Source organism: Kribbella sp. NPDC055071 (assembly GCF_053608045.1).
The window spans coordinates 25,494-47,704 of sequence record NZ_JBSGUS010000036.1 but is presented as its reverse complement, the minus strand read 5'-3'; the positions used below and the strand labels follow the sequence as shown (position 1 = coordinate 47,704).

Below are 22,211 nucleotides of genomic sequence, written 5' to 3'. Positions count from 1 at the left end.
CATGCCCGGATTCCCGGAAGTGAGGCCGCGGCGGCTCCGGCAGTCGGCCGCGATCCGTCGACTGGTCAGTGAGACCACGATCGAGCCCCGGCAGCTGATCCTGCCGATGTTCGTCCGGGAAGACGCGCGCGAGCCGATCGAGATCTCGTCGATGCCGGGAGTCGTGCAACACACCCGCGACACCGCGCGGAAGGCCGTGCTCGAAGCGGCCCAGCTCGGGCTCGGTGGCGTGATGCTGTTCGGCGTACCCACGACCAAGGACGAGGTCGGGTCCGGGGCGCTGGATCCGGACGGGATTCTGAACGTCGCGATCCGGGACGCGGTCGCCGAGGTCGGCGACTCCTTGCTGGTCATGTCGGATCTGTGCCTGGACGAGTTCACCTCGCACGGGCACTGCGGCGTGCTCGACTCCGAGGGCCGGGTCGACAACGACGCGACGCTGAAGATCTATGCCGAGATGGGCGTCGCGCAGGCGTCCGCCGGTGCGCATGTGGTCGGCCCGTCCGGGATGATGGACGGTCAGGTCGGAGTCGTTCGTACGGCGCTGGACGCGGCCGGGTTCGTGGACACGGTCATTCTGGCGTACGCCGTGAAGTACGCGTCGGCCTTCTTCGGACCGTTCCGCGAGGCCGTGGGCTCTTCCCTGCAAGGCGATCGGAAGACCTACCAGCAGGACGGCGCGAATGCTCGCGACGCCCTGCGCGAGGTCGACCTCGACGTCGCCGAGGGCGCCGACATCGTGATGGTGAAGCCTGCGCTGGCCTACCTCGACATCATCCGGCAGGTCCGGGACCACGTGAACGTGCCGGTTGCGGCGTACAACATCTCCGGCGAGTACGCGATGGTCGAGGCCGCGGCCGCGAACGGCTGGATCGACCGCGACAAGGCGATCCTGGAGACCCTCACCTCGATCCGCCGCGCCGGCGCCGACACCATCCTCACCTACTGGGCCGCCGAGGCCGTCCACCTCCTAGACCGCGGGTAGACGGTCTTCGCCGCCTGGTTCCGGTTTGGGGCGGGGCGGCGTACATTCGGGATGTGCGCGCCGTAGATTACGGCGCTGGCGGTCTGCCCCAGACCTGGCGGCTCCCACACGCGGCGGGTTTGTGCTTGGGGCTGGGTCAATGTCTTCCTATCGCGGCGACGGCGTCCTCGAGTTGTGCTCCGCCCCTGATCTCCTCGCTGTCGAGACCGGCGTACTGGAGTTGGCGATCCGGGTTGTTCCCTGTGCCTTCGCCGGCCTCGCCGGGGCCGGAGCTGGTGGCGGCATGGTGGTTGTGTCTGATCGGGTCGTCGAAGAGGCCGATCGGCTGCAGAAACAGTACGGTGAAGGTCCGCGGCTGCTGCCATCCGGTACGGACGCCGTCGTGTGTATTGCGGACAGCGCCAGCGATGCGCGCTGGCCGGGCTGGGGGCGCGAGCTCGCAGCCCTTGGTCTGCGAAGCATGCTCAGCCTTGAGCTGTCCGCGCGCAGCGCCGGACTGGGCGCGTTGGTGCTCTACGCGCCGGACCCGGGCTGGTTCGGCCCCACCGAGCAGTGCACGGCGGTCGCGGTCGCGCGGCATGCGTCGGTGGCGATCGCGGCCAGACGCCAGGAGTCGCGGCTTCGCCGGGTGATGGAGTCGCGCGGCGTGATCGGCCGGCTCCATCGCGATCTCCTGTCTCCGCTCCGCGACGTTGACGGCAGAATCCGTCGCTGACGGGGTCTGCCGGGGGAGCGGTGCCGACCGCCCCGGCCGGGTATGGCGCCCTCCTGCCGTATCCGGCGGGGGCTTAGGCTCCTGCGTGCGACCGCGGAGACGACCGGTTCGCCAGGGGCGGCGTGTGGCCGCTGCTGCGTGCGGTGTGGAGAGGGAGTGCGGTCGTGCCGGAGCATCCGTCGAACGAGGAGCTGATCGGCGTCGCGGAGAAGGTTCAGGCTCTCCGCAGTCTCGTAGCTGACGCCGGCAGGCAACTGGCAACGCTCAAGGCCGAACTCGAGCTCTCCGACGCTGATGCAGAGGTGGCGACGTCGCGGCAGGAGCAGGTGGCGATGCTCGAGGAGCTGCACACGACCCTGACGGCGAACCTCGAGGCCACTGATCGCGGCCTTCGGGACGCGCGCACGGACATTCGGGATCCGCGCGGCCGCGGGTGAGATCTGGGTGATACGGGGGTGAGATGTAGTCAGCGCACTCTGGTGGCACAGGGGAGAGCTGATTGGGGAGGTGCCTGGTGGAGGATCCGGCGGGATTCAAGGCCGTGGATGCGGTGTCGGGGGACTACTTCGTGCGGTTCCTGGACGCTCGGCGGGAGATCGCGGGGGAGCTGGACACCAAGGCGGTGATCGCCGGGTTGCTGAATGTGGCACCGGGGATGAGCGTCCTGGACGTGGGGTCGGGTACGGGCGACGACATCACGGCGATCGCCGGGGTGGTGGGGACCGACGGTCGTGCGGTGGGGGTCGATCTCAGTACGGCGATGGTCGACGAGGCTCGGAGTCGTGCGGCGGAAACGCCTGTGGAGTTCCTTCAGGGTGATGCGGGCAACTTGGCGTTCGACGACGCGACGTTCGACCGGACCCGCGCGGAACGGGTACTGATGGCGATGCCCGAGCCGGAGAACGCCGTCCGCGAGATGGTTCGGGTGACACGACCCGGTGGGGTGGTCGTGCTCTCCGAGATGGACGCAGGCACCATCTTCATCAACAGCTCGGACAAGGAGTTGGTACGCCGGTTGGTCCGCGGATTCACCGACGACCTGCCGACCCCGGACGCGGGCCGCCGCCTCCAGCGCATGCTGATGGCGGCCGGCCTGGAAGACATCCGCCTGGTCACCACGGTGATCCAGAACTCGGTCGCCTTCATGCGCCTGCTCTTCGCGAACCGTCTCGGCAAGATCGCCGGCGAGCTGGAGGCCAACGCCTTCTGGGACGAGCTGGAACAAGGCGAACGTGAGGGCTGGCTCTGCTCCGGCGGCGTCAACTTCACCGTCGCCGGCCGCAAGCCCTGATCAGCTCCACGCTAGCGCTGGATGGTGTAGTCGGATTGGGTGAAGCCGGCTTTGAGGGTTCTGGTGGCGTTGTGGGTCAGGGGGATTTCGGCGCGGAGGGTGGTGAAGAGGGGGATGCCGGCGCCCAGGAGGACGGGGGCGGTGGTGATGGTCAGCTCGTTGAGGAGGTTGGCCTCGAGGAAGGTGTGGATGACGGTGGCGCCGTCGGCGTAGACGCGTTGGGCGCCTCGATCGTTGAGGGTTTCCACCAGGGCGTCCAGGGTGCGGTGGACCAGGATGCGTTCGTCCGCGTCAGGGGCGAGGGTGGTGCTGAGGACCTCTACGTGCTTGCCGTCGTACGGCCAGACGTCGAAGGTGAGTGCGGTTTCGTAGGTGTTGCGGCCCAGTACGACGGTGTCGATCGACGCCATGAACTCGTCGTACCCGGTGTCACCGGCGTGGGCGGCACGCTCGGTAAGCCAGTCGATCGAACCGTCGGGGCGAGCGATGTACCCGTCGAGACTGACCGCAATGAAGACCGCCGCATGGAAACTCACCCACCTATCTTTCCACGGAGCGTGGCGGCGGACCGGCGGTTCCCTCCAGTGAGTGGGCGCACGGCAACAGAATCTGCCGGTCGTAATCCCCGTCCGGATCGGTCAGCAGTGTCGTCAACAACCGCACGGCCCGGCGCCCCATCGCGTTGCGGGGGATCTGGAGGGTTGCCCACGGCATCGAGCTGATCTCGTTCTCGTCGTCGACCAGCAGTACGACGGACAGGTCGCCGGGCACACTCAATCCCCGCAGGCTGATCATCGCCGCGAGCACCCGGAGCAGGCTGACCGACTCGACCAGGATCGCGGTCGTCCCGGCCGCCAACGCCTGATCCAACCAGGCGGTGGTCACCCCGGACGGCTGGTCGAACACCGGTGACGGCACCGGCAGATCGAACCGCTCCAACGCCCCGGCGAACCCAGACCACCGATCGACCTGCGGCTCGTCCCGCTCGGCCTCGCCGAGGTAGGCGAACGCCCGATGCCCCAACGCGACCAGATCGTCGACGATCTCCCCGGTCGCGGTCCGATAATCGCCACCCACATAACTGATCGACGCGCCCGGCACCTCCCGATGACCGACGTACACGAACGGATACCCCTCGAACGCGAGCCGGGCGAGATCCTCCCGATCGGCATGATGACCCAGCAGCAGACTCCCGGACGCCTGCCGGAGCCGATTCGTGTCGTCCGCGAAGATCCGTCGTACGCCGGCCTCGTCGGGAGCGGCCGTGAACAGGACGAGGTTGCACCCGTCGACCGCCGCCTGCTCCTCGATCCCGCGCAGGAACTCGAAGTAGTAGTCGCGCGAACTCGTCGGGAAGATCGGCTCGAACGTGTGCACCCCGAGCAGATGCGGGCTCGTCCGGGCGACCGGCCGCCGCGGCCCGGTCGGCGCGTACTGCAGTCGCCGCGCCGCATCCATCACCCGGCGCTGCGTCCCCGCGGAGATCCGACCCAGGTCGGCGGTCCCGTTCATCACCATCGAGACGGTCGACTGTGACACGCCGGCCGCCTTCGCCACGTCCGCCTGCCGTGAAGCCGAGCGCTTCATGCCGCCTCCCCTCTGGGCCACCCAACGATGCCACCTGCCCCGGTCAGTTCGCGCCGGAGGTCGTCGTACGCAACCTCTTGGACGGCGACGCCCGTGGCGGCCGCGGCCGCTGCCGCGCACCCGGCCGCCTCACCGACGGTCATGAACACAGGCTCCATCCGCACCGAGGAGAACGCCACATGCGACGCCGAAACGGCCGCCGCGACGAGCAGATTCGTGCACTCTTCAGCACGCGGAACGATCGCGCGATACGACACTCCGAACGGCCTCGCCAGCGGTGTCTGCACGTTGCCCTCGTTGCGCGGATGCCCGTCGACGAGCACCCGCTTCGCGTTGTGCGAGTCCATCACGTACGACGCGACCGCGATCGGATCGGGTACGACGGTCCGCCCGGTCGCCTCGTGCTGGGTGATCACATGCCCAGCCACCATCCGCCGACCCTCCCGGATGTAGAGCTGATGCGGCCAATGCGACGTCGTCTCGAACTCACCCGGTGCCAACCCGAACGCGCCCGTCGCCTCCCGAACCTTCGCCGGCAGGTCAAGCGAGGTCGAGAGATAGTGCAGCAGGCCAGCCTGGTAACGGACATGGTCCTGGAACAGCGCTTCCCGGCGTACGTAATCGCCCTCGGGCCATCCGTCGCTCGCCCCGATGTGGTCGGAGGAGAACGCGCCGTGGTTGTTCATGTCGAACACAGTGCCATGCACCCGCGTGGTCCGTCCGAACAACTCGTAGACGCCGGCCTCGATATACCGACGCAACAGCTCATACCGGGACGCGTCGTACCCCTCGGGCCGGGGGAACGGCAGCCGTCCCGGCCCATCCGTCACGTGCAAGCGGAAGTTGTACGCCTGCACATGCCGATCGCCGGACCCGATCGGCCCGTGCGGCTCGGCTGAGATCCCAGGCAGCAGTCCACTCGACGGCTGCCCCGGTACGAGGTAAGGATCGACCGGTCGCTCGAATTGGTGGTTGATGCTCCGCTGCACTCCTGCCAGTGGTTCGCCGTACACATCGGTCGCCTCCCGACCGACGGCGTACGAAACCCCAGCAGCGGCGAGCAGATCCCCTTCGTACGACGCGTCGATGTAGACCTTCCCGCGGTACGTCGATCCGTCGTCGGTGCGGAGCTCCGTGATGCGTCCACCCGGCCGACTCACCTTTGCCAGGTGACGTCGGCGGCGAAGCACGACCCCCGCATCGACCAACCAGTGCAGGAAGATCTCCTCGGCCACACCGGCCTCGACCTTCCAGTGCGGACTCGGCGCCTTGTACGCGGCAGCGACCTCCGCATAGAACGAGCGCGCCAACCCGCCGATGGCCGCCGGATTACCGACGTCGGTCTCACCCAGGCCGGACGCGGTCATGCCGCCGACCCGGTCGTCGAACGCGAGCAGAACGACACTCAGACCGGCCCGGGCGGCCCGGACCGCGGCGGTGACTCCGCCGGAGGTCGCGCCGTACACGACGACGTCGGCGTCCAACTGGTCGGTCGGCTCGGACGCGGGCGGCAGCCGGTGGTAGTGGAGACCTTCGAGAGCTGGCGTCATGCGAACCGTTGTATCACTCGATCTGCTGATAATCAGCAAATACTTCACGACGCCGAAATGCGCCTGCAACAAGGTATTGACACGAGGCGGCAGTCCGAGCGTACGGTGATCCGCAACTCCCCAAGACTGAAGATGCTGAACTATTAGCAGATATGAGGACGTGTTGTGAGCGATCGTGAGCTGAGCACCAGCCTGCTCGTGGTGGGCGGCGGTCTGGGTGGTGTCGCGGCAGCCCTGACCGCGGCCAAGCTCGGGCACCAGGTGCTGCTGACCGAGGAGACGAGCTGGCTGGGTGGCCAGCTGACGTCCCAGGCGGTGCCGTCCGACGAGCACCCGTGGATCGAGAGCCGGCACATCTCGTCCGGCTACCGCGACCTGCGCACCCGGATCCGCGACTATTACCGCCGCAACTACCCGCTGACTCCGGCCGCCGCGGCCGAGCCGAGGCTCAATCCCGGCCTCGGCAACGTCAGCCGCCTCTGCCACGAGCCCCGCGTCGGTGTCGCCGTGATCGACGAGCTCCTCATGCCGTACATCTCCGCCGGCCGGATCACGGTCCTCTACAACCACGTCCCGATCGCAGCGACCATCGACGGCGACCACGTCACCTCGGTCACGCTGGACAGCAACGGCAACCGAGTCACCGTGACCGCGCCGCTGATCGTCGACGCGACCGAGCTGGGCGATCTGCTCGAGCTGGCCGGCGTCGAGCACGTGCTCGGCGCCGAGGCGCAGAGCGAGACCGGCGAGCAGTTCGCCGCCGAGACCGCGGACCCGATGGACCAGCAGGCGATCACCTGGTGTTTCCCGCTGGAGTACCGCCCCGGCGAGGACCACACCATCGACCGGCCGGCGTCGTACGGCCACTGGAAGACCCACGTCGACCCGTTCTGGCCGAGTCCGCAGCTGTCGTGGCGCAAGATCGACATCCGCACGATGGAGGGCCGGGACAACCGGATCTTCGAGGTCGACCTGGATCTCCCGCATGCCGCCGACCTGTGGCACTTCCGCCGGATCCGCGCTCGCAGTCAGTTCGACCGGTCCGTGATCGATACCGACATCTCCCTGGTCAACTGGCCGAACGTCGACTACTGGGAGTCCGCCCTGATCGGGCCGGGCACCGACAAGGACCGCGCGCTTCAGCGCTGTCGCGAGCTGTCCCTGTCGTACCTGCACTGGATGCAGACCGAGGCGCCGAACCACGAAGGCGGCCAGGGATACCCGGGCCTCAAGCTGCGTCCGGATCTCACAGGTACGGCAGACGGCCTGGCGATGGCGCCGTACATCCGCGAATCCCGCCGGATCCGCGCGCGGAAGACGATCCTCGAGCAGCACGTCGCCGTCGTGGACCGGCCCGAAGGTGAAGGCGCCGAGTTCTTCGCCGATGGCGTCGGTGTCGGCCACTACAACATCGACCTGCACCCGAGCACGGCCGGCGTGAACTACGTCAACCTCGAGGTGTACCCGTTCCAGATCCCATTGGGTGCGCTGATCCCGCAGCGGGTCCGCAACCTCCTGCCGGCGAATAAGAACATCGGCACCACCCACCTGACGAATGGTTGCTATCGGCTCCATCCGGTCGAGTGGAGCATCGGCGAGGCCGTCGGTGCGCTCGCGGCCCAATGCCTGCGCACCAACTCCGAGCCGCACGCGATCGCCGACGCCGTGAAGCAGACCGAAGATCTGCAACGCACCCTCACCGGTACTCTCGGCGTGCCAGTGAAATGGCCGGACGACATCGCCCGCACCCGCCCGTCGCAGGCATCCAACCCGACCCCGGTGCACGCCGCACCGGAACGCCGCGTGAAAGCCAGCTGATGGATCACGACTACGACGTCATCATCTACGGCGCATCGCTCGCCGGGATCATGGCTGCCACCAGACTCCAGCTCAGGGGCTACCGCAGCCTGGTGCTGGAGCCGACCGGGCACGTCGGCGGCATCATCGCCGGCGGCCTGGTGAAGAGCGACACCCCGAACACGCTGGCCGCGCTCGCCGGCCTGACCCACAGCCGCTTCTTCCAAGGCATCGGAGCCGCGTACGACGCCGATGGCGGACCGGACGGCCCGCAGTACCGCTTCGAGCCGAAGGTTGCCGAAGGCATCGCCCAACAACTCCTCGACGATGCGAAAGCCGTTGTCCTGGTCAACGAACGCATCCACGGCAAGGACGACGTCGAGGTCCGCGGCGACCGGATCCAGGCCGTCCGCACCAGCGAAGGCTGGCGACGGGCTCGCGCCTTCGTGGACGCGTCGTACGAGGGCGACCTGCTCGCTGCCGCCGGCGTCCCGTACGCGGTCGGTCGCGAACCGGCCAGCCAGTACGACGAACCCCTCGGCGGATTCCTGCCCGACCGGGCCTATCGTCGGCAGTCCTTCCGGCCGAACACCTTGTATCCGGTCAAATCCGTGCCGACCGAGAAGGCCGGTGCCGGCGACGACAAGACGCAGGCGTACAACTTCCGTGGCGTGCTCGACACCGGCCCGGACCGGATGCCGTTCGAGCAGCCGGACGACTACGACGCGAAGCTCTACACGTACCTCGGTCAGTTGCTCGAGCAGCGTGGCTTCCACGGGCTGTCGGACATCGTCACGCACACCGCTCTGCTGCCGAACCACAAGTACCAAACCAACCAAGCGCAGTACATCGGCTTCGATCTCCCGGGTGCGTCGTGGGACTACCCGGATGGCACCTGGCAGCGCCGGGACGAGGTGATCGCGAAGCATGTCCGCTGGCACCGCGGAATGCTCTACTGGCTGGCCAATGATCCTTCGCTGCCGGAGACGTTTCGGGCGGATACCCAGAGGTTCGGGCTCCCACCGGACGAATTCATCGACAGCCCTTATGGACAAGGGTTTCCGCATGCGCTCTACATCCGGGAGGCGCGCCGGATGATCGGTCAGACCGTGCTCACCCAGCACGATCTGCGGAAACCCGGCAACACCAAGGCGACTCCGGTCTGCTGCTGGAACTACGGCATCGACTGCCACATCGTCCAGTACTACCCCGAAGGCGACGACACGATCGTGGGCGAGGGAACCGTCACCGGTACCGAGAAGAACGGCCCGGTCGACCTCTACCAACTGCCGGCCGAGGTGCTCTTCCCGGCCCGCGGCGGGATCGGGAACCTCGTCGTACCGATCTGCTTCTCGGCCAGTCACGTCGGCTACCTGTCCGCGCGGATGGAGCCGAACTACGGGATGCTCGGCGAGGCCGCGGGGGAGCTGCTGGCTCAGTCGCTGCGGACCGATCAGGCCGTCCAGGACTACGACTACCCGGCGCTCGCCGCCGCCCTGACCGAGCACGGCAGCGTCCTGAGCCTGCCCGAGCTCGACTGACCCTAGGAGAAAAGCCATGCAGTCCAACAGGCGGCAGTTCCTCACGCTGAGCGGCGTCTCGTTGCTCGCGGCAACCTCCGGGACCGTGCTGGCGGGCTGCGGTGGATCCGACGACCCGGGCTCGGCGGCGCAGGCGGCCGCGAAGGCGACGCCGCCCGAGTATGTGCCCTACGGCCTGGTCAAGCCGGATCTTGCGGGGACGGCGAAGGGCGTCATGCCCGCGTTCTTCAAGTACCCGCGGAAGCTGGTCGACGCGTACCAGGACAAGCCCGGCGCTGGCGCCGGCGACGTCAAGATCCTCACCAACATGTTCAATCCGGCCCCGCCCGGTGTCGGCAGCAACGCGTACTGGAAAGCGCTGAACGACCGCGTCGGCGCGAACCTCGACATCACGATGACCCCGGCCGCGGACTACGTCAGCAAGCTGTCGACGGTGGTCGCCGGTGGTGACCTGCCGGACATCATGATGATCGCGTCGAAGTTCCCCAACCGCGGCGAGATGCTGAGCAAGCTCTGCGCCGATCTGACCTCGCACCTGTCCGGGGCAGCGATCAAGGACTATCAGTTCCTGGCGAACCTGCCGACCGAGTCGTGGTTCCCGACCATGTACAAGGGCGGAATCCACGCGATTCCGATCGCGCGGTCGGTGATCGGCACGATCCTGTTCAGCCGCGTCGACCTGATCAAGGCGCGCTCGCTGAACCCGGAGCCGGCCAGCTACGCCGAGTTCGTCGAGGTGGCGAAGGGCCTGACCGATGCCAAGGGCAACCACTGGGCGTTCGGGGCCAACAAGGGTGTGAGCACGTTCATCGGCAACATGCTCGGCGTACCGAATGTCTGGAAGCTCGACGGCGGCAAGTTCGTCTCCGAGCTGGAGGTCCCGGAGCGCAAGGAGGCCGTCGCCCGGACGGCCGAGCTCTACAAGGCCGGCGTCTTCCACCCCGACTCGCTCGGCGGCAAGCTGAACCTGCGTGACCTCTTCGGCAACGGCACGGTCGCCCTGAACGCCGACGGGTACGCCGCCTGGGACCTGATGGCCGACACGTACGGCGTCGACGTCGGCGGAATGCCCGTGCCCGGCTTCGACGGTGGCAAGCCCGTGCAGCGCGAGGGCGCCGCGATCTTCGCGCTGACCGCGTTCAAGAAGGCGGGCGACGACCGGGTCAAGCAGATGCTGAGGATCTGCGACTGGCTGGCCGCGCCGCTCGGGACGAGCGAGTACATGTTCCGCCGGTTCGGTGTCGAGGGCGTCCACTACACCTGGAAGGACGACAAGCCCGAACGGACGTCGGTCGGCAAGACCCAGGTCAGCCTCCCGCTCGAGTACGTCGCGGACGCGCCGCACATCCTCGGCCCGTCGAACGAACAGCGCGTGCGCGTGCAACGTGCGTACCAGGAGAAGATCGTCCCGAACCTGCTCGCGAATCCCGGTGCCGCGCTCTACTCCGCGACCTCGATCAGCAAGTCCGACGAGCTCGACAAGCTCATCAACGCCGCCGAGCTCGACATCATCTCCGGCCGCAAACCCCTGAGCTCGTGGGACGACGCCGTCGCCACCTGGAAGAAGCGCGGCGGCGACAAGATCCGCGAAGAGTACGCGAACCAGTGAGCACCCGGGAACGACCCAAAGTCGACCTGTCGCCCACCTACAACCAGGCGGGCGCACAGGTCTACGACACCAGCAAACCCCCGAAGAAGAACACGCTGTCGGGGTGGCAGAGATTCCGGCGCGATCGGTTTCTTCTGCTGATCGGCCTGCCCGGGATCGTGCTGCTGGTCCTGTTCCACTACATCCCACTGCTGGGGAACGTGATCGCGTTCAAGGACTACCAGCCCTATCTCGGCATCACGGAAGCGCCGTGGGTGGGTCTGGACAACTTCCGAGTGGTGATCGACGGCGATCCGGATTTCGTCAACGCCCTCGTCAACACGCTGGTGATCTCGTGCGTGCAGCTCGTCCTCGTCTTCCCGGTGCCGATCGCGCTCGCGCTGCTGCTCAACTCGCTGCTGAGTGAGCGGCTCAAGCGGATCGCGCAGTCGATCCTGTACCTGCCGCACTTCATGTCCTGGGTGATCGTCGTCGCGATCTTCCAGCACATGCTCGGGAACGCCGGTCTCTACAACACCTGGGCCCGCGTCCACGACCTGCCGATCCTGAGCATCATCGGGAACCCGAACCTGTTCATCCCGCTCATCACCGCGCAGGTGATCTGGAAGGACGCCGGCTGGAGCACGATCATCTTCCTGGCCGCGATGTCTCGCGTCGACACCCAGCTCTACGAATCCGTTGCCGTCGACGGCGGCGGCCGGCTGCGGCAGCTCTGGCACGTCACCCTGCCGGCGATCCGGCCGGTGATCGTCCTGCTGCTGATCCTTCGGCTCGGCGACGTCCTGTCGGTCGGCTTCGAGCAGATCTTCCTGCAACAAGGCCCAGTCGGACTCGATGCATCGGAAGTGCTCGATACGTACGTCTACAACCACGGCATCGTCGGTGGCGCATGGGGTGTGGCCGCCGCGGTCGGCCTGGTGAAGGGCCTGATCGGCACGATCCTCGTGCTCGGCGCCAACAAAGTCGCCCATCTGTTCGGCGAAAGAGGGGTGTACGCGAAGTGGTAGCCCTGATCAGCGGTACGGCGCCGCCCAGCAAACCGATGCGTGGCGCGAAGGGCGTCGTACTGATCTTCGCCTGTGCGCTCGTGATCGTGCCGTTCCTCGCCGTCATCTCGACCTCGTTGGCCGACCAGCAGCAGATCACCAGCTCCGGGGGATACGTCCTGTTCCCGCATGATCCGTCGATCGCGGCGTACGAGGCGATCTTCCGGGGTGGCGTGGTCACCCGCGCGACGATCGTGTCGATCCTGCTCACCGTGATCGGGTCCGGGCTCTCGATCGTCGTGGTGGTGTCGATCGCCTACTCGCTGTCCCGGCCTGGTTCGTGGGGTCAGCGTCCGTTGCTCTTCCTGGTGCTGTTCACGTTGTTGTTCAGCGCGGGCATCATCCCGAACTACCTGCTGATCAAGGAGCTCGGGCTGATCGACTCCTACTGGGCGTTGATCCTGCCCGGCCTGACCAGTGCGTTCCAGATCATCATCGTCCGCGCCTTCTTCCTCGACGTACCGGCCGAGATCATCGACGCCGCGCGGATCGACGGCGCGAACGAGCTGCAGATCCTCACCCGGGTGATGCTGCCCTTGTCGAAGGCGGTCGTCGCCGTCGTCGGCCTGTTCAGCGCGGTCGGCTACTGGAACGCGTACTTCAACGCGATCCTCTACATCAACTCCCCCGAGAAGTGGCCGCTCCAGCTGGTCCTGCGTACATATGTCGTCGACAACACCTCCGTCGGCGGCGATCTCCCCGGCGAGGTGATGCCGCCGCAGCAGTCGCTGCAGATGGCGATCCTCGTCGTCTCGCTCGTTCCGATCTGCCTGGTCTACCCCTTCCTGCAACGGCACTTCGCCAAGGGCATCGTGCTGGGCGCCGTGAAGGGCTGACCTCCTCAGAGAGAAAGGTCCGCCAATGCCTTCCGAGGAATCCCCAGCAACCCGTCGCGGTCTGGTGAGCCGCCGTACCCTGTCCGTCCTCGGCGTCACCGGCCTCGCCACCGCCGTCGCTACCCAGCCGGCTCACGCCGCCGCCACGAAACACACCGCCAGTACGGCTACCGCGACCGTTGCGACCCTCCGCGCCACCCCTGGCAGCACCGACGGCGAGCAGCTCCTGCTGCTCGGCTACTTCGCCGACACCCCGGGTCTCGGCGCCGGCGTCGTCTACTGGGACGCCGACGCCACCGAGCCCGACGACGGCGGCCTGGTCTTCGCCGTCGCCGGTACGACGACCGGACGCTGGAAACGCCCGTACGCGAACGAGATCGACCTCTCCTGGTACGGCGTCACCGGCGCGGGCACTGTGGACGACTCACCCGCCCTGCAGCGCGCGGTCAACGCGCTCACCCGCGGCGGGACGATCACGATCGGCCCAGGCGTCGTACGTCTCGAGCACACCATTACCGTCACGCGCGTCCCGGTGACCTTCAAAGGCGCCGGCGCGAGCGACGAGTTCACGTCGGGTACGCAGATCCTGCTGGCGACCGGATCACTCGACGGATTCGTCCTCTCGGGGGTGCACGGCGGCGGGTTCCGCGACCTGCAGATGCACGGCGAGAGCCTGACCGGCGGCGCGATGATCCGGACCCAGTTGGAAGGGGCCATCAACAACTATCTGCTGTCCTTCTCCGACTGCCGGTTCATGGACGGCTACAACGGCGTGATCCTGCGCAGCGCCAACACCGTCCGCTTCCGCAACTGCGTCTGGAACGGATTCACCGGCCAGCAGGTGATCCTGCTCAACGGCCAGAACGACGTGTCCCGGGCCGATCCCGTCGAGTTCGTCCAGTGCGCGGTCGCCGCCGGTACGGCGAACCCCACGGTCGACAACGTGGTGATCGACGGCCAGGGCGGGTCGATCAAGTTCATCGCGACCGCGATCCTGTTCGGTCATCACGGGATCTGGATGCGCAACACCACCGGAGCCGCCGGCCCGAAGTTCCTCTACTTCGAGGGTGGCGGCTTCGAGAACGGTCACGGCGTACCGGTGTTGCTGGAAGCCGGTGCGCAGGCCCAGTTCATCAACACCTACATCTCGGCCGACAACGAGTCGGACGCGATCCGGGTGAGCTCGGGCTTCATCGGTACGGCGACGTTCGCGAACTCGGTGATCCGCGGCTGCGGCCGGCACGGGATCGACATCGGCTCGACCCGGATCACGGTCACCGGCTGCCTGATCGGCAACAACGGCCGGCTGGCGCATCCGTCGTTCTCGCAGCCGATCACCGCAGTCGCGTCCTCCGCGGCGGGAGTGCGGATCACGACCGCGGCCCCGCACACGTGGGAGACGGACGATCGCGTCACGCTGCAGGGGGTCGGGGGAGCCGTTGAGCTCAACGCGGCCTGGCCGATCGCGGTGGTGAATGCGACGTCGTTCGACCTGGTGGGGGCGTCGCTCGCGCATCCGTGGACGTCGGGCGGTCTGGTCTTCCGCAACGGCTCCGGGATCAACATCCGCCCGACGGCCAGCCGGCTGGTGATCACCGGGAACGCGATCGGTGGACTCTCCGAGGGCACCAACCGGCAGGAGTACGGCATCGTCAACCGCAGTTCCGACGTACTTGCCGCTAGCAACGAACTCACCGGCAACATCACCGGTCCGTACCTGACCTACGTGCCCGCCCGCTTCACCAACAACAAGGGCGTCGAGCAGACCGACGGCTGGCTCACCCTGCGCCTCCCGGCTGCGGTGACCGACGGCGCGTACGACTTCAGCGATCTCCTGTACGTCGACGGTCGGCCGATTCTCGTCACCCGGATCGCGCGATCGGTCGGCGCCGGGTCCTGCAAGGTCCGGCTCGAGGCGAACGGCACCCCGATCGGGGGCACGGCCATCGCCGTCGCCACCGCGGCGCAAGCGACCAAGCTGGCCGCGCCGATCGGTATCGACGGGACGGCCGCGCCCGTGCGGCTGCAGGTCCGCGTCAGCGAAGCCGCAGCCGCGTCTGGCCTGTCAGTCCAGTTCGGCTATCAGATCCAGGCCTGATCAGCCTCAGTAGCCGGTGACGTCGGGCCAGCTGAGCTCGACGCCATCGGCTACCAGGCGCGCCTGGAACTCCGCGAGCAGTCCGGCCGTGTTGCGGACCGCGCGCGGGCTGACACCGCGGTCCAGGCAGAAGGCTGCGAGCGCACCGGCGGCCTCGCCCACATTCCACTCGACCGGGTGCAAGCGGTAGCAGCCGTTGGTGATGTGGGTGGTGCCGAGGTTCTTGTTCGCGGGCAGCAGGTTCTCGACGCGTTGCGGGATCAGCGCGCCGAGCGGGATCCGGAACGGGCTGCTGGCCACGTCGATGTAGTTGTCGCCGCCGGTCGACGGGTGCAGGTCGATGCGATACATGCCGATGCCGACGCTGTCGTCGTACTCGACCGCGCCTCGGTCACCGCGCACCGCGACCGAGAGGTCCTGCTCGACGATCGTGTACTCCGCCTTGATCCGCCTGGACTCCCGGATGTACGGCGCCTGCGCCAGACCATCGGTGGATCCGAGCAGATCGCCGCGCAACCGCAGCCCGGGGAAGCCCGCGCCGCCGTCCTCGCGAGGCGCTTCGGTTTGCAGCCAGTAGAAGACCGACTGCGCCAACTCCTTGGCCGCGGCCAGCTGCTTCGCGGCATCCGGTACGTCGATGACCGCGCCCTCGAAGTAGTCGATCATCGGCCAGTTCACCAGGCAGATGTCGCTGGCGTACGCGCCCGGCCGGAAGTGCCGACGGGCCGCGATCCGGCGGAAGGTCCACAGGTTCGTGTCGCCGCCGCTCTGCCGCTGGTCCGCGACCACCTCGAGCGGATCGTCGTCAGGGTTCGGGGTGAACGAGCGGTGCGAACTCTCCAGCGTGCGCGGATTCGGTGCTGTCCACGAGAGCAGCCGATCACCCCAGAACGAGGGCTGGTAGTTCCGCCAGAAGGCGTAGTTGGCCGGCTTGTCCCCGACGTGGTCGCCGTCCACGTGATCGACCGTGAAGCAGTACGAGACCGCCTGCATGTTCATCGGTTGCGCCTGGGTCGGTCCGCTCGGCTCACCGGTCTCACTCTGCGCCTCGAAGCCGGTGACGTACTCCGTGCCTGTCAGCGGCAGCAGCTCGCCGGTCTCGGTCGCATCGAGGACGTACGGCGCGGACACCGTCAGCTGCTCGTCGGTATCGCGGTGCCGGACCGTCACGGCGGTCACCCGATCGCCATCGGTCTCCGCAGCAATGGGCACGTACGGCTGGAGGATCCGCAGTCGACCGCCGGCCCGGTACGGCGCGAGCATCGCTTCAAGCACAGCCAAGGCCACGCGCGGTTCGTGACAAAGCTTGGAGACGTAGCCAGCGCCCGGGTTGAGATGTGGTTGGGCTCGCGATGCTGCGGTCAGTGGGTAGTGGCGGCGGTAGTACTCACGGATCCCGTCGCGCAACGCCCGGTACGACGCGGTGACGCCGAACTGCTCGACCCAGGTGTGCTCATCCGGCGGGACCGCCTGGCTGGTGAGCTGTCCGCCGAGCCAGTCGAACTCCTCGGTCAGGATCACCGACCGGCCGGCACGCAACGCGGCCAGCGCCGCGGCGACTCCACCGAGGCCACCGCCGACGACGAGAACATCTGTATGCATTTAGCCACCTTTGGGCGTAGTAAGTGTGGTTCCCTCAGTCAGTTCGCACGGAAGCAACAGCTGCCGCTCGGTCGCGGTGCCGCTCAAGATCGCCTCGAGCAGCTCCACCGCCCGCAACCCCATCGCTCGCCGCGGCACATGGAATCCACTGAACTCACGATCACTGGCAACCGGCCGGGTCGAATCCCCGAGCGCCACCACCGACAGCTCAGTCGGTACGTCGATACCGCGCGCCGCCGCGGCCGCAAGCAGGGCGATGGCGTCAGCTCGCTCTTCGACGAAGACGGCGGTGATCTTCCGCGCGACCAGCTCGTCGAGAAGCGCCGCCGGATCGCTGCCCGGCAGCTGCACCGCGCGTGAGCCGGCGGCCGCACGGAACCCCTGGAGCCGGTCGGCCGAGGACTCGGCGCCGACACCGGGGCCGGCGAAGGCGAGCGCGCGGTGGCCGAGGGACTGGGCTCGCTCGACGACTGTCCGGGTCGCGGTGGTGTAGTCGGCGCCGACGTACGGGACGGGTCCGCCGGCGTCGTCGCGACGGCCGACCGAGACGAACGGATACCCCTCGGCGATCAGGCGGGCCAACTCGTCGGACGGGACGTGGCGACCGAGGAGCAGACAGCCGTCGGCGATCCGGAGTCGGTTGTTCTCATGGAAGATCCGCCGTTGACCGGACGTCACCGGCGCACTCGTGAACAACAGCAGGTCGAGCCCGAGCCGCTCGGCGCAATCCTCGATCCCGGCCAGGAACGGGTGATAGAAGTCCGCGCTGGCGCTCGGGAAGACGGACTCGTACGTGAAGACCCCGAGGATCTGATTGCGCTGCTTGAGCATCCGGCGCGCGAGCGGATCGGCCTGGTAGCCGGTCTCGCGAATCACCTTGAGCACCCGGTCGCGGGTCTCGGCCGGAATCCGTGCCGTCGCGTCGCTGCGGTTGTTCAGCACCAGCGAGACGGTGGTCTGGCTGACCTGCGCCAGCCGCGCGATGTCACGCTGGGTGAGTCGGGTGGTCGCCTTCTCCGGCATGGAACCAATCCTCCGCGCGGTAATACGCATTGCCGGGAACCGTAGAACGCCTCGGCAAGCGTCGTCAAGCCTCTGACTCGTGCTGATAATTCGAATTACTATTACCGACATCCTGATCGCCGGAGCGGCTCTTGCGGCCGGCCGGCATCCCAGGTTAACTTGACCGGCCGAGGGAAACGGTTTCCGGAACCTCTGCAGGTACCTGACGCCGAGTACGGGGAGCCCACAGGATGTTGCTGATGGCAACTGATTGCCGATGACGGGTGCGCGCGTGGCCGTGGTGGGGATCCACGGGCACGGCTCCACCCACGTTCGGAACGTGCTCCGGCTGGGCGGTCGGGCCGAGCTGGTCGCCGTCGCCGATCCTCGACCGGCGTCGGACCTGCCGGCCGGGGTGGAGGTTTTCGCCGGTCTGGAGGAGCTGCTGGCGGCAACCAAGGTCGACGTGGTGATCATCAGTACGCCGATCCAGACGCACGTGCCGCTGGCGGAGTTGGCGATGCGCGCGGGGGCCGACGTACTGCTGGAGAAGCCACCGACGGCGTCGTTGGCCGAGTTCTCGCAGCTGTCGGCTGTGGCTGCGGAGACCGGACGCGCTTGTCAGGTTGGGTTTCAGGCCCAGGCGTCGTTGGCCACGTTGCAACTCGCCTCGATGGTCGCGGATGGCCGGCTCGGTGAGATTCGCGGCATCAGTACGACGGGCAAGTGGGTGCGCACGGCGCAGTACTTCCAGCGCGCGCCGTGGGCCGGCCACCGGGTGCTCGACGGCGTGCCCGTGGTCGACGGCGCGGTGACGAACCCGTTGGCGCACTCGACCGCGGCCGCGTTGCTGCTCGATGGGTCGTCGGGGGTTGACGACGTACGGTCGGTCGAGACCGAGCTCTACCGCGCCAACGACATCGAGTCCGACGACACGTCGACCGTCCGGATCGTCACGGCTCGTGGTACGACGATCTTGATCGCGGTCACGTTGTGCGCGAGCGAGCACCTCGACCCGGTCGTGATCGTGCACGGGTCCGAGGGGCGCGCGGAGCTGCGCTACCTGACGGACACCTTCGAGATCCATCAAGGTGGCTGCATGACCTCGCACACGCTCGAGCGCCATGACCTGTTGGAGAATCTACTCGCGCATCGCGCGGATCCCGCCGTACCTCTGTATGTGCCGCTCGCGGCCACCGGCGGCTTCACCCGCGTCGTCGAAGCGATCCGCACGGCACCCGACCCTCGCGTCATTCCGTCCGACCTGATCCGCTGGGAAGGCGAAGGCCCCGACCGCCATCCGGTGGTCCTCGACGTCGAAGACTGGATCGATCGGGCCTCGGACTCGCTCTCACTGTTCAGCGAGCTCGGCGCGCCGTGGGCCGTCCCGACGACTCGCTGAGGTGAAGCGAAGGGTGCCCTAAGTCGCTTAGGGTCGGGGTATGTCGGAGCCGGTGTTGCAGATTCCGTTCGAGGACGCGTTTCGGTTCGATCCTTCGCCGACCTTCGCCGAGTTGCGGGAGAACCGGCCGGTCGCGCGGGTGCGGACGTTGGCCGGTGCCGAGGTCTGGTTGGTGACCCGGTACGACGACGTGCGGATGGTGCTCGCGGACCCGCGGTTCTCCCGGGCGGCGGTGGTCAAGCAGGGAGCGCCGCGGGTCGCGTTGGCCAAGCCGATGCCGAACAGCCTGACCACGACCGACCCGCCGGAGCACACCCGGCTGCGCAAGCTGGTGTCGACGACGTTCGCGCACCGGCGGATCGAGCGGACCCGGCCGTGGGTCGCGCAGTTGTCGGCGCAGCTCGCGGCGGATGTCGCGGCCGCCGGGGACGGTGCGGACATCCGGCAGTTGGTGGCGTTGCCGTTGCCGATCCAGGTGATCTGCCAGCTCCTCGGCGTACCGTATGCGGACCGCGAGCGGTTCCGGGAGTGGACCGAGCTCGGGTACAGCATGAAGATGGCCGAGAAGGATCTGGTCGAGGACGCGATGACCAGTCTGATCGCGTACATCGAGGACCTGGTCACGAAGAAGCTGGCGAACAGCGACCGCGCGGCCGAGGACCTGCTCGACGAGCTCGTCCGTGCGCGCGAGGAGGGTGATCGGCTCAGCCAGGACGAGCTGATCTCGTTCGGGGTGAACCTGCTGGTCGCCGGCCACGAGACGTCGGCGAATCAGATCTCGAGCTGCGTGGCAACCCTGCTGCGCTGGCCGGAGAACTGGGCGAAGCTGGTCGCCGATCCGTCGTTGGTGCCATCCGCAGTCGAAGAGCTCTTACGGTTCAACCGCTTCAGCGAGGTCGGCCAACTCCGGGTCGCCGTGGAGGACCTGGAGCTCCACGGCATCCACATCAAAGCCGGCGAAGGCGTCATGGCCGCCCTCAACTCCGCGAACCGCGACCCCCGCGCGTACGACGCCCCCGACGAGCTGCGGCTGGACCGCCCAGACAACAAACACCTCTCCTTCGGCTTCGGCCCCCACTTCTGCCTAGGCGCCCAACTGGCCCGAATAGAACTCCAAGAGTCCCTACTGGCCCTAGTACGCCGTTTTCCGCACATGAGCCTGGCCAAACCGGCCGAGGAGCTCGCATGGCGGCGCGTCCTGGTCAGCGGACTCGCCGAACTACCGGTGAACCTCGGGCTCGACGACTGAGGTGGGTGGGCCGATCTCCAGGCCATCACAATCCGGACCCCCGGTGCAGGTCAGGCGTGAGTCCGCCGCTGCACGGAGATTGTGATGGCCTGGAGCCCGGCCTTCGTTCAGTTTTGGGAGGTGAAGGCCAGGCCGTGTTCGGCTTCGTACTGTTCTATGAAGCGGGCGGCCATGGGCTCGCTGGAGGCGATGGCGTCGGCCAGCCTCTTTGCGGTGCGTTCGTGGCCTTCGGGCCAATCGGAGAGGAGGGCCCAGGCTCGGGCTCGCTTCTTTTCGAGGGCGGTGGGCTCGGCGGCCGGCTCTTCGACCTTGACCGACTCCATCACCGGCTTCTCGACGACCGACTCGTCCACGACCGACTTGCGCGGTTCGGGCTTCGGGGTCGTGATGAGCGCCGGCGGCTCGGAGTCGACCGGCTCGGCGAACGGCGACGGAGCCTGCGGCTTCTGCACCAGCGGCTCGGCCTTCGGCTGCGGCGCCAACGGCCGCAGCTTCGGCGCCTTGGCCGACCCGTTGCCCTGGGCGCCGTTCTGGACGACGTGCTGCGCTTCGCCCTCGTCCTCGACCACGACCGCCTCGGCGACGGATTCGTCGGGGTTGCGGTCGTAGGGCAGGTAGTCGACCGCCATCAGTTCGCCGGTCCAGGCGTCCTCGTCGCGCAGTGACACGCCACTGTCGACACGGATCTGGCGCGGCGTGCGCTGATCACCTTCGAGCACCCAGACGGCTGCCCGCAGATCGCCACGGTCGTCTTCTTCCGACGGCTCCGGCGGCGGCGAGATCGCCTTGGTCAGCTTGTTCGTGATGACCTCGTAGTTGATCCGCTCCTCGAGCATCCCGGCCAACCGGTCCGGGTCGTACGTCGTCTCGGCGATCTTGGCCAACCGCTCGTCCTGGTGCTCGGAACGGATGTACTCGGCAACGGTCCCGGCGATGGCTTCGCGCCGCGACTTGTTCCGGATCTGGTGGTGGGCCGCACGCAGGCTCTCGTACAGGCCGTACCCGTGCTCGATCGCCAGCGACCGCGCCAGCCAGGTGACCCGCGGCTCGCAGGCCCACTGGATCACGCCGTACACCGGGCCGGTCTCGCGCATCTGCCCGGCGCGACGCAACGAGTCACGACGACGGGCCGAGCTGTGGATCAGCCAGAGCACATAGGCGAACGCGGACAGACCACCGAAGCCGAAGGCGAGGAACCGCTCCTCCGGCCGCCAGTGGCCGATCACGTTGAAGACGACCGCGACCAACGCTGCGAAGAACGACATCGCGCGGTAGGCGTAGGCCTGCTCACCCTTGCGCCGGCGCAGGTCGGCCAGAGCGGCGGTGGCAACACCACCGAGCTCGAGCACGGCGACCGCAGGGGTGACGAGGATGATCTTGAGGAGCGGCGAGAAGCCGGTCTCCGGCCAGGGGATGTGGGTCACGCCGGCCCAGACCTGGCCGACAAGTGCGGCAGCGGCCGCAGTGGCGTAGAAGGCGTAGGCGACCTTGTCAGCACCGGTAAGCGGTACGTTCGCCAATTCGCCAGTACTGGTGTTGCTGGTGTTCTCCTGCAAGACGTCGTCTCCTGACCGGTTTGGGCTCTCCGGCAGTTCGCGGGCTTGTGGTACGGCGGCCCCAACCCCCGAAAGGACACAGTCCCAAGAGGGCGCTGCATGAGGCTACCGGTTCCCGGCCCCGATAGGGGAGGCGAATCCGGAAACGTCTCGAACCTCCCCACTCCGATCCCGGTTCACACCTGCTGAATGCGTGCAGAGTTGATGAATCGTGATCGCGTGAAGGGAAACCTGCTCGGGCATCGACAGCCGCTGTACGGAACGACGTTGCGCAGTACTCGTCCGGGCGAGAACGTCGGGCGAGAAGTTCACAGGAAGTCCCCAGGGAAAGTGGAGGCAGACCCA

Annotated in this window: 18 protein-coding genes; 12 read left to right on the top strand and 6 right to left on the bottom strand. The window is 67.6% G+C overall.

Annotated features, from left to right (window positions below; all coding sequences use genetic code 11):
- Position 1: 1 nt before the first annotated feature.
- The 4 genes from hemB to ACWF4Z_RS35880 all read left to right on the top strand — a co-directional run bounded on the left by hemB (position 2) and on the right by ACWF4Z_RS35880 (position 2,991).
- Entirely contained in the window at positions 2-985 is a 984-nt protein-coding gene (gene hemB / locus ACWF4Z_RS35895) for a porphobilinogen synthase (protein ID WP_452247679.1), read from the top strand.
- A gap of 139 nt (positions 986-1,124) precedes the next feature.
- Positions 1,125-1,700, top strand: coding sequence for a GAF domain-containing protein (locus ACWF4Z_RS35890; RefSeq protein ID WP_452247678.1), 576 nt, complete (start codon positions 1,125-1,127; stop codon positions 1,698-1,700).
- A 164-nt stretch (positions 1,701-1,864) separates the two neighbouring features.
- Positions 1,865-2,137, top strand: a complete 273-nt coding sequence (locus ACWF4Z_RS35885; RefSeq protein ID WP_452247677.1) for a hypothetical protein — start codon at positions 1,865-1,867, stop codon at positions 2,135-2,137.
- 77 nt (positions 2,138-2,214) lie between these two features.
- Positions 2,215-2,991, top strand: a complete 777-nt coding sequence (locus tag ACWF4Z_RS35880; protein WP_452247676.1) for a methyltransferase domain-containing protein — start codon at positions 2,215-2,217, stop codon at positions 2,989-2,991.
- An 11-nt stretch (positions 2,992-3,002) separates the two neighbouring features.
- On the opposite strand, the gene ACWF4Z_RS35875 is transcribed toward ACWF4Z_RS35880, so the two are convergent.
- Genes ACWF4Z_RS35875 through ACWF4Z_RS35865 form a run of 3 tightly spaced genes read right to left on the bottom strand, consistent with a single transcriptional unit; the run spans position 3,003 to position 6,128 of the window.
- On the bottom strand, positions 3,003-3,527 hold the full coding sequence (locus ACWF4Z_RS35875; protein WP_452247675.1) for a dihydrofolate reductase family protein: 525 nt from the start codon (positions 3,525-3,527) through the stop codon (positions 3,003-3,005).
- A gap of 4 nt (positions 3,528-3,531) precedes the next feature.
- Entirely contained in the window at positions 3,532-4,578 is a 1,047-nt protein-coding gene (locus tag ACWF4Z_RS35870) for a LacI family DNA-binding transcriptional regulator (RefSeq protein WP_452247674.1), read from the bottom strand.
- Positions 4,575-6,128 (bottom strand): FAD-dependent oxidoreductase, encoded by a 1,554-nt coding sequence (locus tag ACWF4Z_RS35865; RefSeq protein WP_452247673.1) that lies wholly within the window; start codon positions 6,126-6,128, stop codon positions 4,575-4,577. The genes ACWF4Z_RS35870 and ACWF4Z_RS35865 overlap by 4 nt, the downstream gene beginning before the upstream one ends.
- 165 nt (positions 6,129-6,293) lie before the next feature.
- Between ACWF4Z_RS35865 and ACWF4Z_RS35860 the strand changes: the two genes are divergently transcribed.
- From ACWF4Z_RS35860 to ACWF4Z_RS35835, 6 genes are read left to right on the top strand one after another with little or no spacing between them, the layout of a single operon-like run.
- Positions 6,294-7,946 (top strand): FAD-dependent oxidoreductase, encoded by a 1,653-nt coding sequence (locus tag ACWF4Z_RS35860; RefSeq protein WP_452247672.1) that lies wholly within the window; start codon positions 6,294-6,296, stop codon positions 7,944-7,946.
- Positions 7,946-9,466: an FAD-dependent oxidoreductase gene (locus ACWF4Z_RS35855; RefSeq protein WP_452247671.1), complete on the top strand. Its 1,521-nt coding sequence runs from the start codon at positions 7,946-7,948 to the stop codon at positions 9,464-9,466. The genes ACWF4Z_RS35860 and ACWF4Z_RS35855 overlap by 1 nt, the downstream gene beginning before the upstream one ends.
- Before the next feature lie 16 nt (positions 9,467-9,482).
- Positions 9,483-11,075 carry an extracellular solute-binding protein gene (locus ACWF4Z_RS35850; RefSeq protein ID WP_452247670.1) on the top strand — a complete coding sequence of 531 codons (1,593 nt, stop codon included), beginning with the start codon at positions 9,483-9,485 and terminating at the stop codon, positions 11,073-11,075.
- On the top strand, positions 11,072-12,082 hold the full coding sequence (locus ACWF4Z_RS35845) for an ABC transporter permease (protein WP_452247669.1): 1,011 nt from the start codon (positions 11,072-11,074) through the stop codon (positions 12,080-12,082). The genes ACWF4Z_RS35850 and ACWF4Z_RS35845 overlap by 4 nt, the downstream gene beginning before the upstream one ends.
- Complete coding sequence (locus ACWF4Z_RS35840) at positions 12,076-12,957, top strand: carbohydrate ABC transporter permease (protein WP_452247668.1); 882 nt, start codon at positions 12,076-12,078, stop codon at positions 12,955-12,957. The genes ACWF4Z_RS35845 and ACWF4Z_RS35840 overlap by 7 nt, the downstream gene beginning before the upstream one ends.
- A 25-nt stretch (positions 12,958-12,982) precedes the next feature.
- The gene (locus ACWF4Z_RS35835; protein WP_452247667.1) at positions 12,983-15,055 is read left to right on the top strand and encodes a hypothetical protein; all 2,073 of its coding nucleotides are present in this window, start codon (positions 12,983-12,985) and stop codon (positions 15,053-15,055) included.
- Between the two features lie 6 nt (positions 15,056-15,061).
- On the opposite strand, the gene ACWF4Z_RS35830 is transcribed toward ACWF4Z_RS35835, so the two are convergent.
- Complete coding sequence (locus ACWF4Z_RS35830; RefSeq protein ID WP_452247666.1) at positions 15,062-16,657, bottom strand: FAD-dependent oxidoreductase; 1,596 nt, start codon at positions 16,655-16,657, stop codon at positions 15,062-15,064.
- Positions 16,658-17,680 (bottom strand): LacI family DNA-binding transcriptional regulator, encoded by a 1,023-nt coding sequence (locus ACWF4Z_RS35825; RefSeq protein WP_452247665.1) that lies wholly within the window; start codon positions 17,678-17,680, stop codon positions 16,658-16,660. It lies immediately after the preceding gene.
- Positions 17,681-17,936: 256 nt separating this feature from the next.
- On the opposite strand from ACWF4Z_RS35825, the gene ACWF4Z_RS35820 reads away from it, so the two are divergent.
- Both ACWF4Z_RS35820 and ACWF4Z_RS35815 read left to right on the top strand, forming a co-directional pair.
- Positions 17,937-19,061, top strand: coding sequence for a Gfo/Idh/MocA family protein (locus ACWF4Z_RS35820; protein WP_452247664.1), 1,125 nt, complete (start codon positions 17,937-17,939; stop codon positions 19,059-19,061).
- Between the two features lie 40 nt (positions 19,062-19,101).
- Positions 19,102-20,310, top strand: a complete 1,209-nt coding sequence (locus ACWF4Z_RS35815; protein ID WP_452247663.1) for a cytochrome P450 — start codon at positions 19,102-19,104, stop codon at positions 20,308-20,310.
- A 107-nt stretch (positions 20,311-20,417) separates the two neighbouring features.
- Here the strand turns inward: ACWF4Z_RS35815 and ACWF4Z_RS35810 are convergent, their stop codons facing one another.
- Positions 20,418-21,866: a hypothetical protein gene (locus ACWF4Z_RS35810; protein ID WP_452247662.1), complete on the bottom strand. Its 1,449-nt coding sequence runs from the start codon at positions 21,864-21,866 to the stop codon at positions 20,418-20,420.
- Positions 21,867-22,211: the final 345 nt, after the last annotated feature.

Coding starts and splice junctions, on each gene's coding strand:
- hemB (WP_452247679.1), top strand. CDS start 2: ATGCCCGGATTCCCGGAAGTGAGGCCGCGGCGGCTCCGGCAGTCGGCC.
- ACWF4Z_RS35890 (WP_452247678.1), top strand. CDS start 1,125: ATGTCTTCCTATCGCGGCGACGGCGTCCTCGAGTTGTGCTCCGCCCCT.
- ACWF4Z_RS35870 (WP_452247674.1), bottom strand. CDS start 4,578: ATGAAGCGCTCGGCTTCACGGCAGGCGGACGTGGCGAAGGCGGCCGGC.
- ACWF4Z_RS35865 (WP_452247673.1), bottom strand. CDS start 6,128: ATGACGCCAGCTCTCGAAGGTCTCCACTACCACCGGCTGCCGCCCGCG.
- ACWF4Z_RS35855 (WP_452247671.1), top strand. CDS start 7,946: ATGGATCACGACTACGACGTCATCATCTACGGCGCATCGCTCGCCGGG.
- ACWF4Z_RS35850 (WP_452247670.1), top strand. CDS start 9,483: ATGCAGTCCAACAGGCGGCAGTTCCTCACGCTGAGCGGCGTCTCGTTG.
- ACWF4Z_RS35835 (WP_452247667.1), top strand. CDS start 12,983: ATGCCTTCCGAGGAATCCCCAGCAACCCGTCGCGGTCTGGTGAGCCGC.
- ACWF4Z_RS35830 (WP_452247666.1), bottom strand. CDS start 16,657: ATGCATACAGATGTTCTCGTCGTCGGCGGTGGCCTCGGTGGAGTCGCC.
- ACWF4Z_RS35825 (WP_452247665.1), bottom strand. CDS start 17,680: ATGCCGGAGAAGGCGACCACCCGACTCACCCAGCGTGACATCGCGCGG.
- ACWF4Z_RS35820 (WP_452247664.1), top strand. CDS start 17,937: ATGACGGGTGCGCGCGTGGCCGTGGTGGGGATCCACGGGCACGGCTCC.
- ACWF4Z_RS35815 (WP_452247663.1), top strand. CDS start 19,102: ATGTCGGAGCCGGTGTTGCAGATTCCGTTCGAGGACGCGTTTCGGTTC.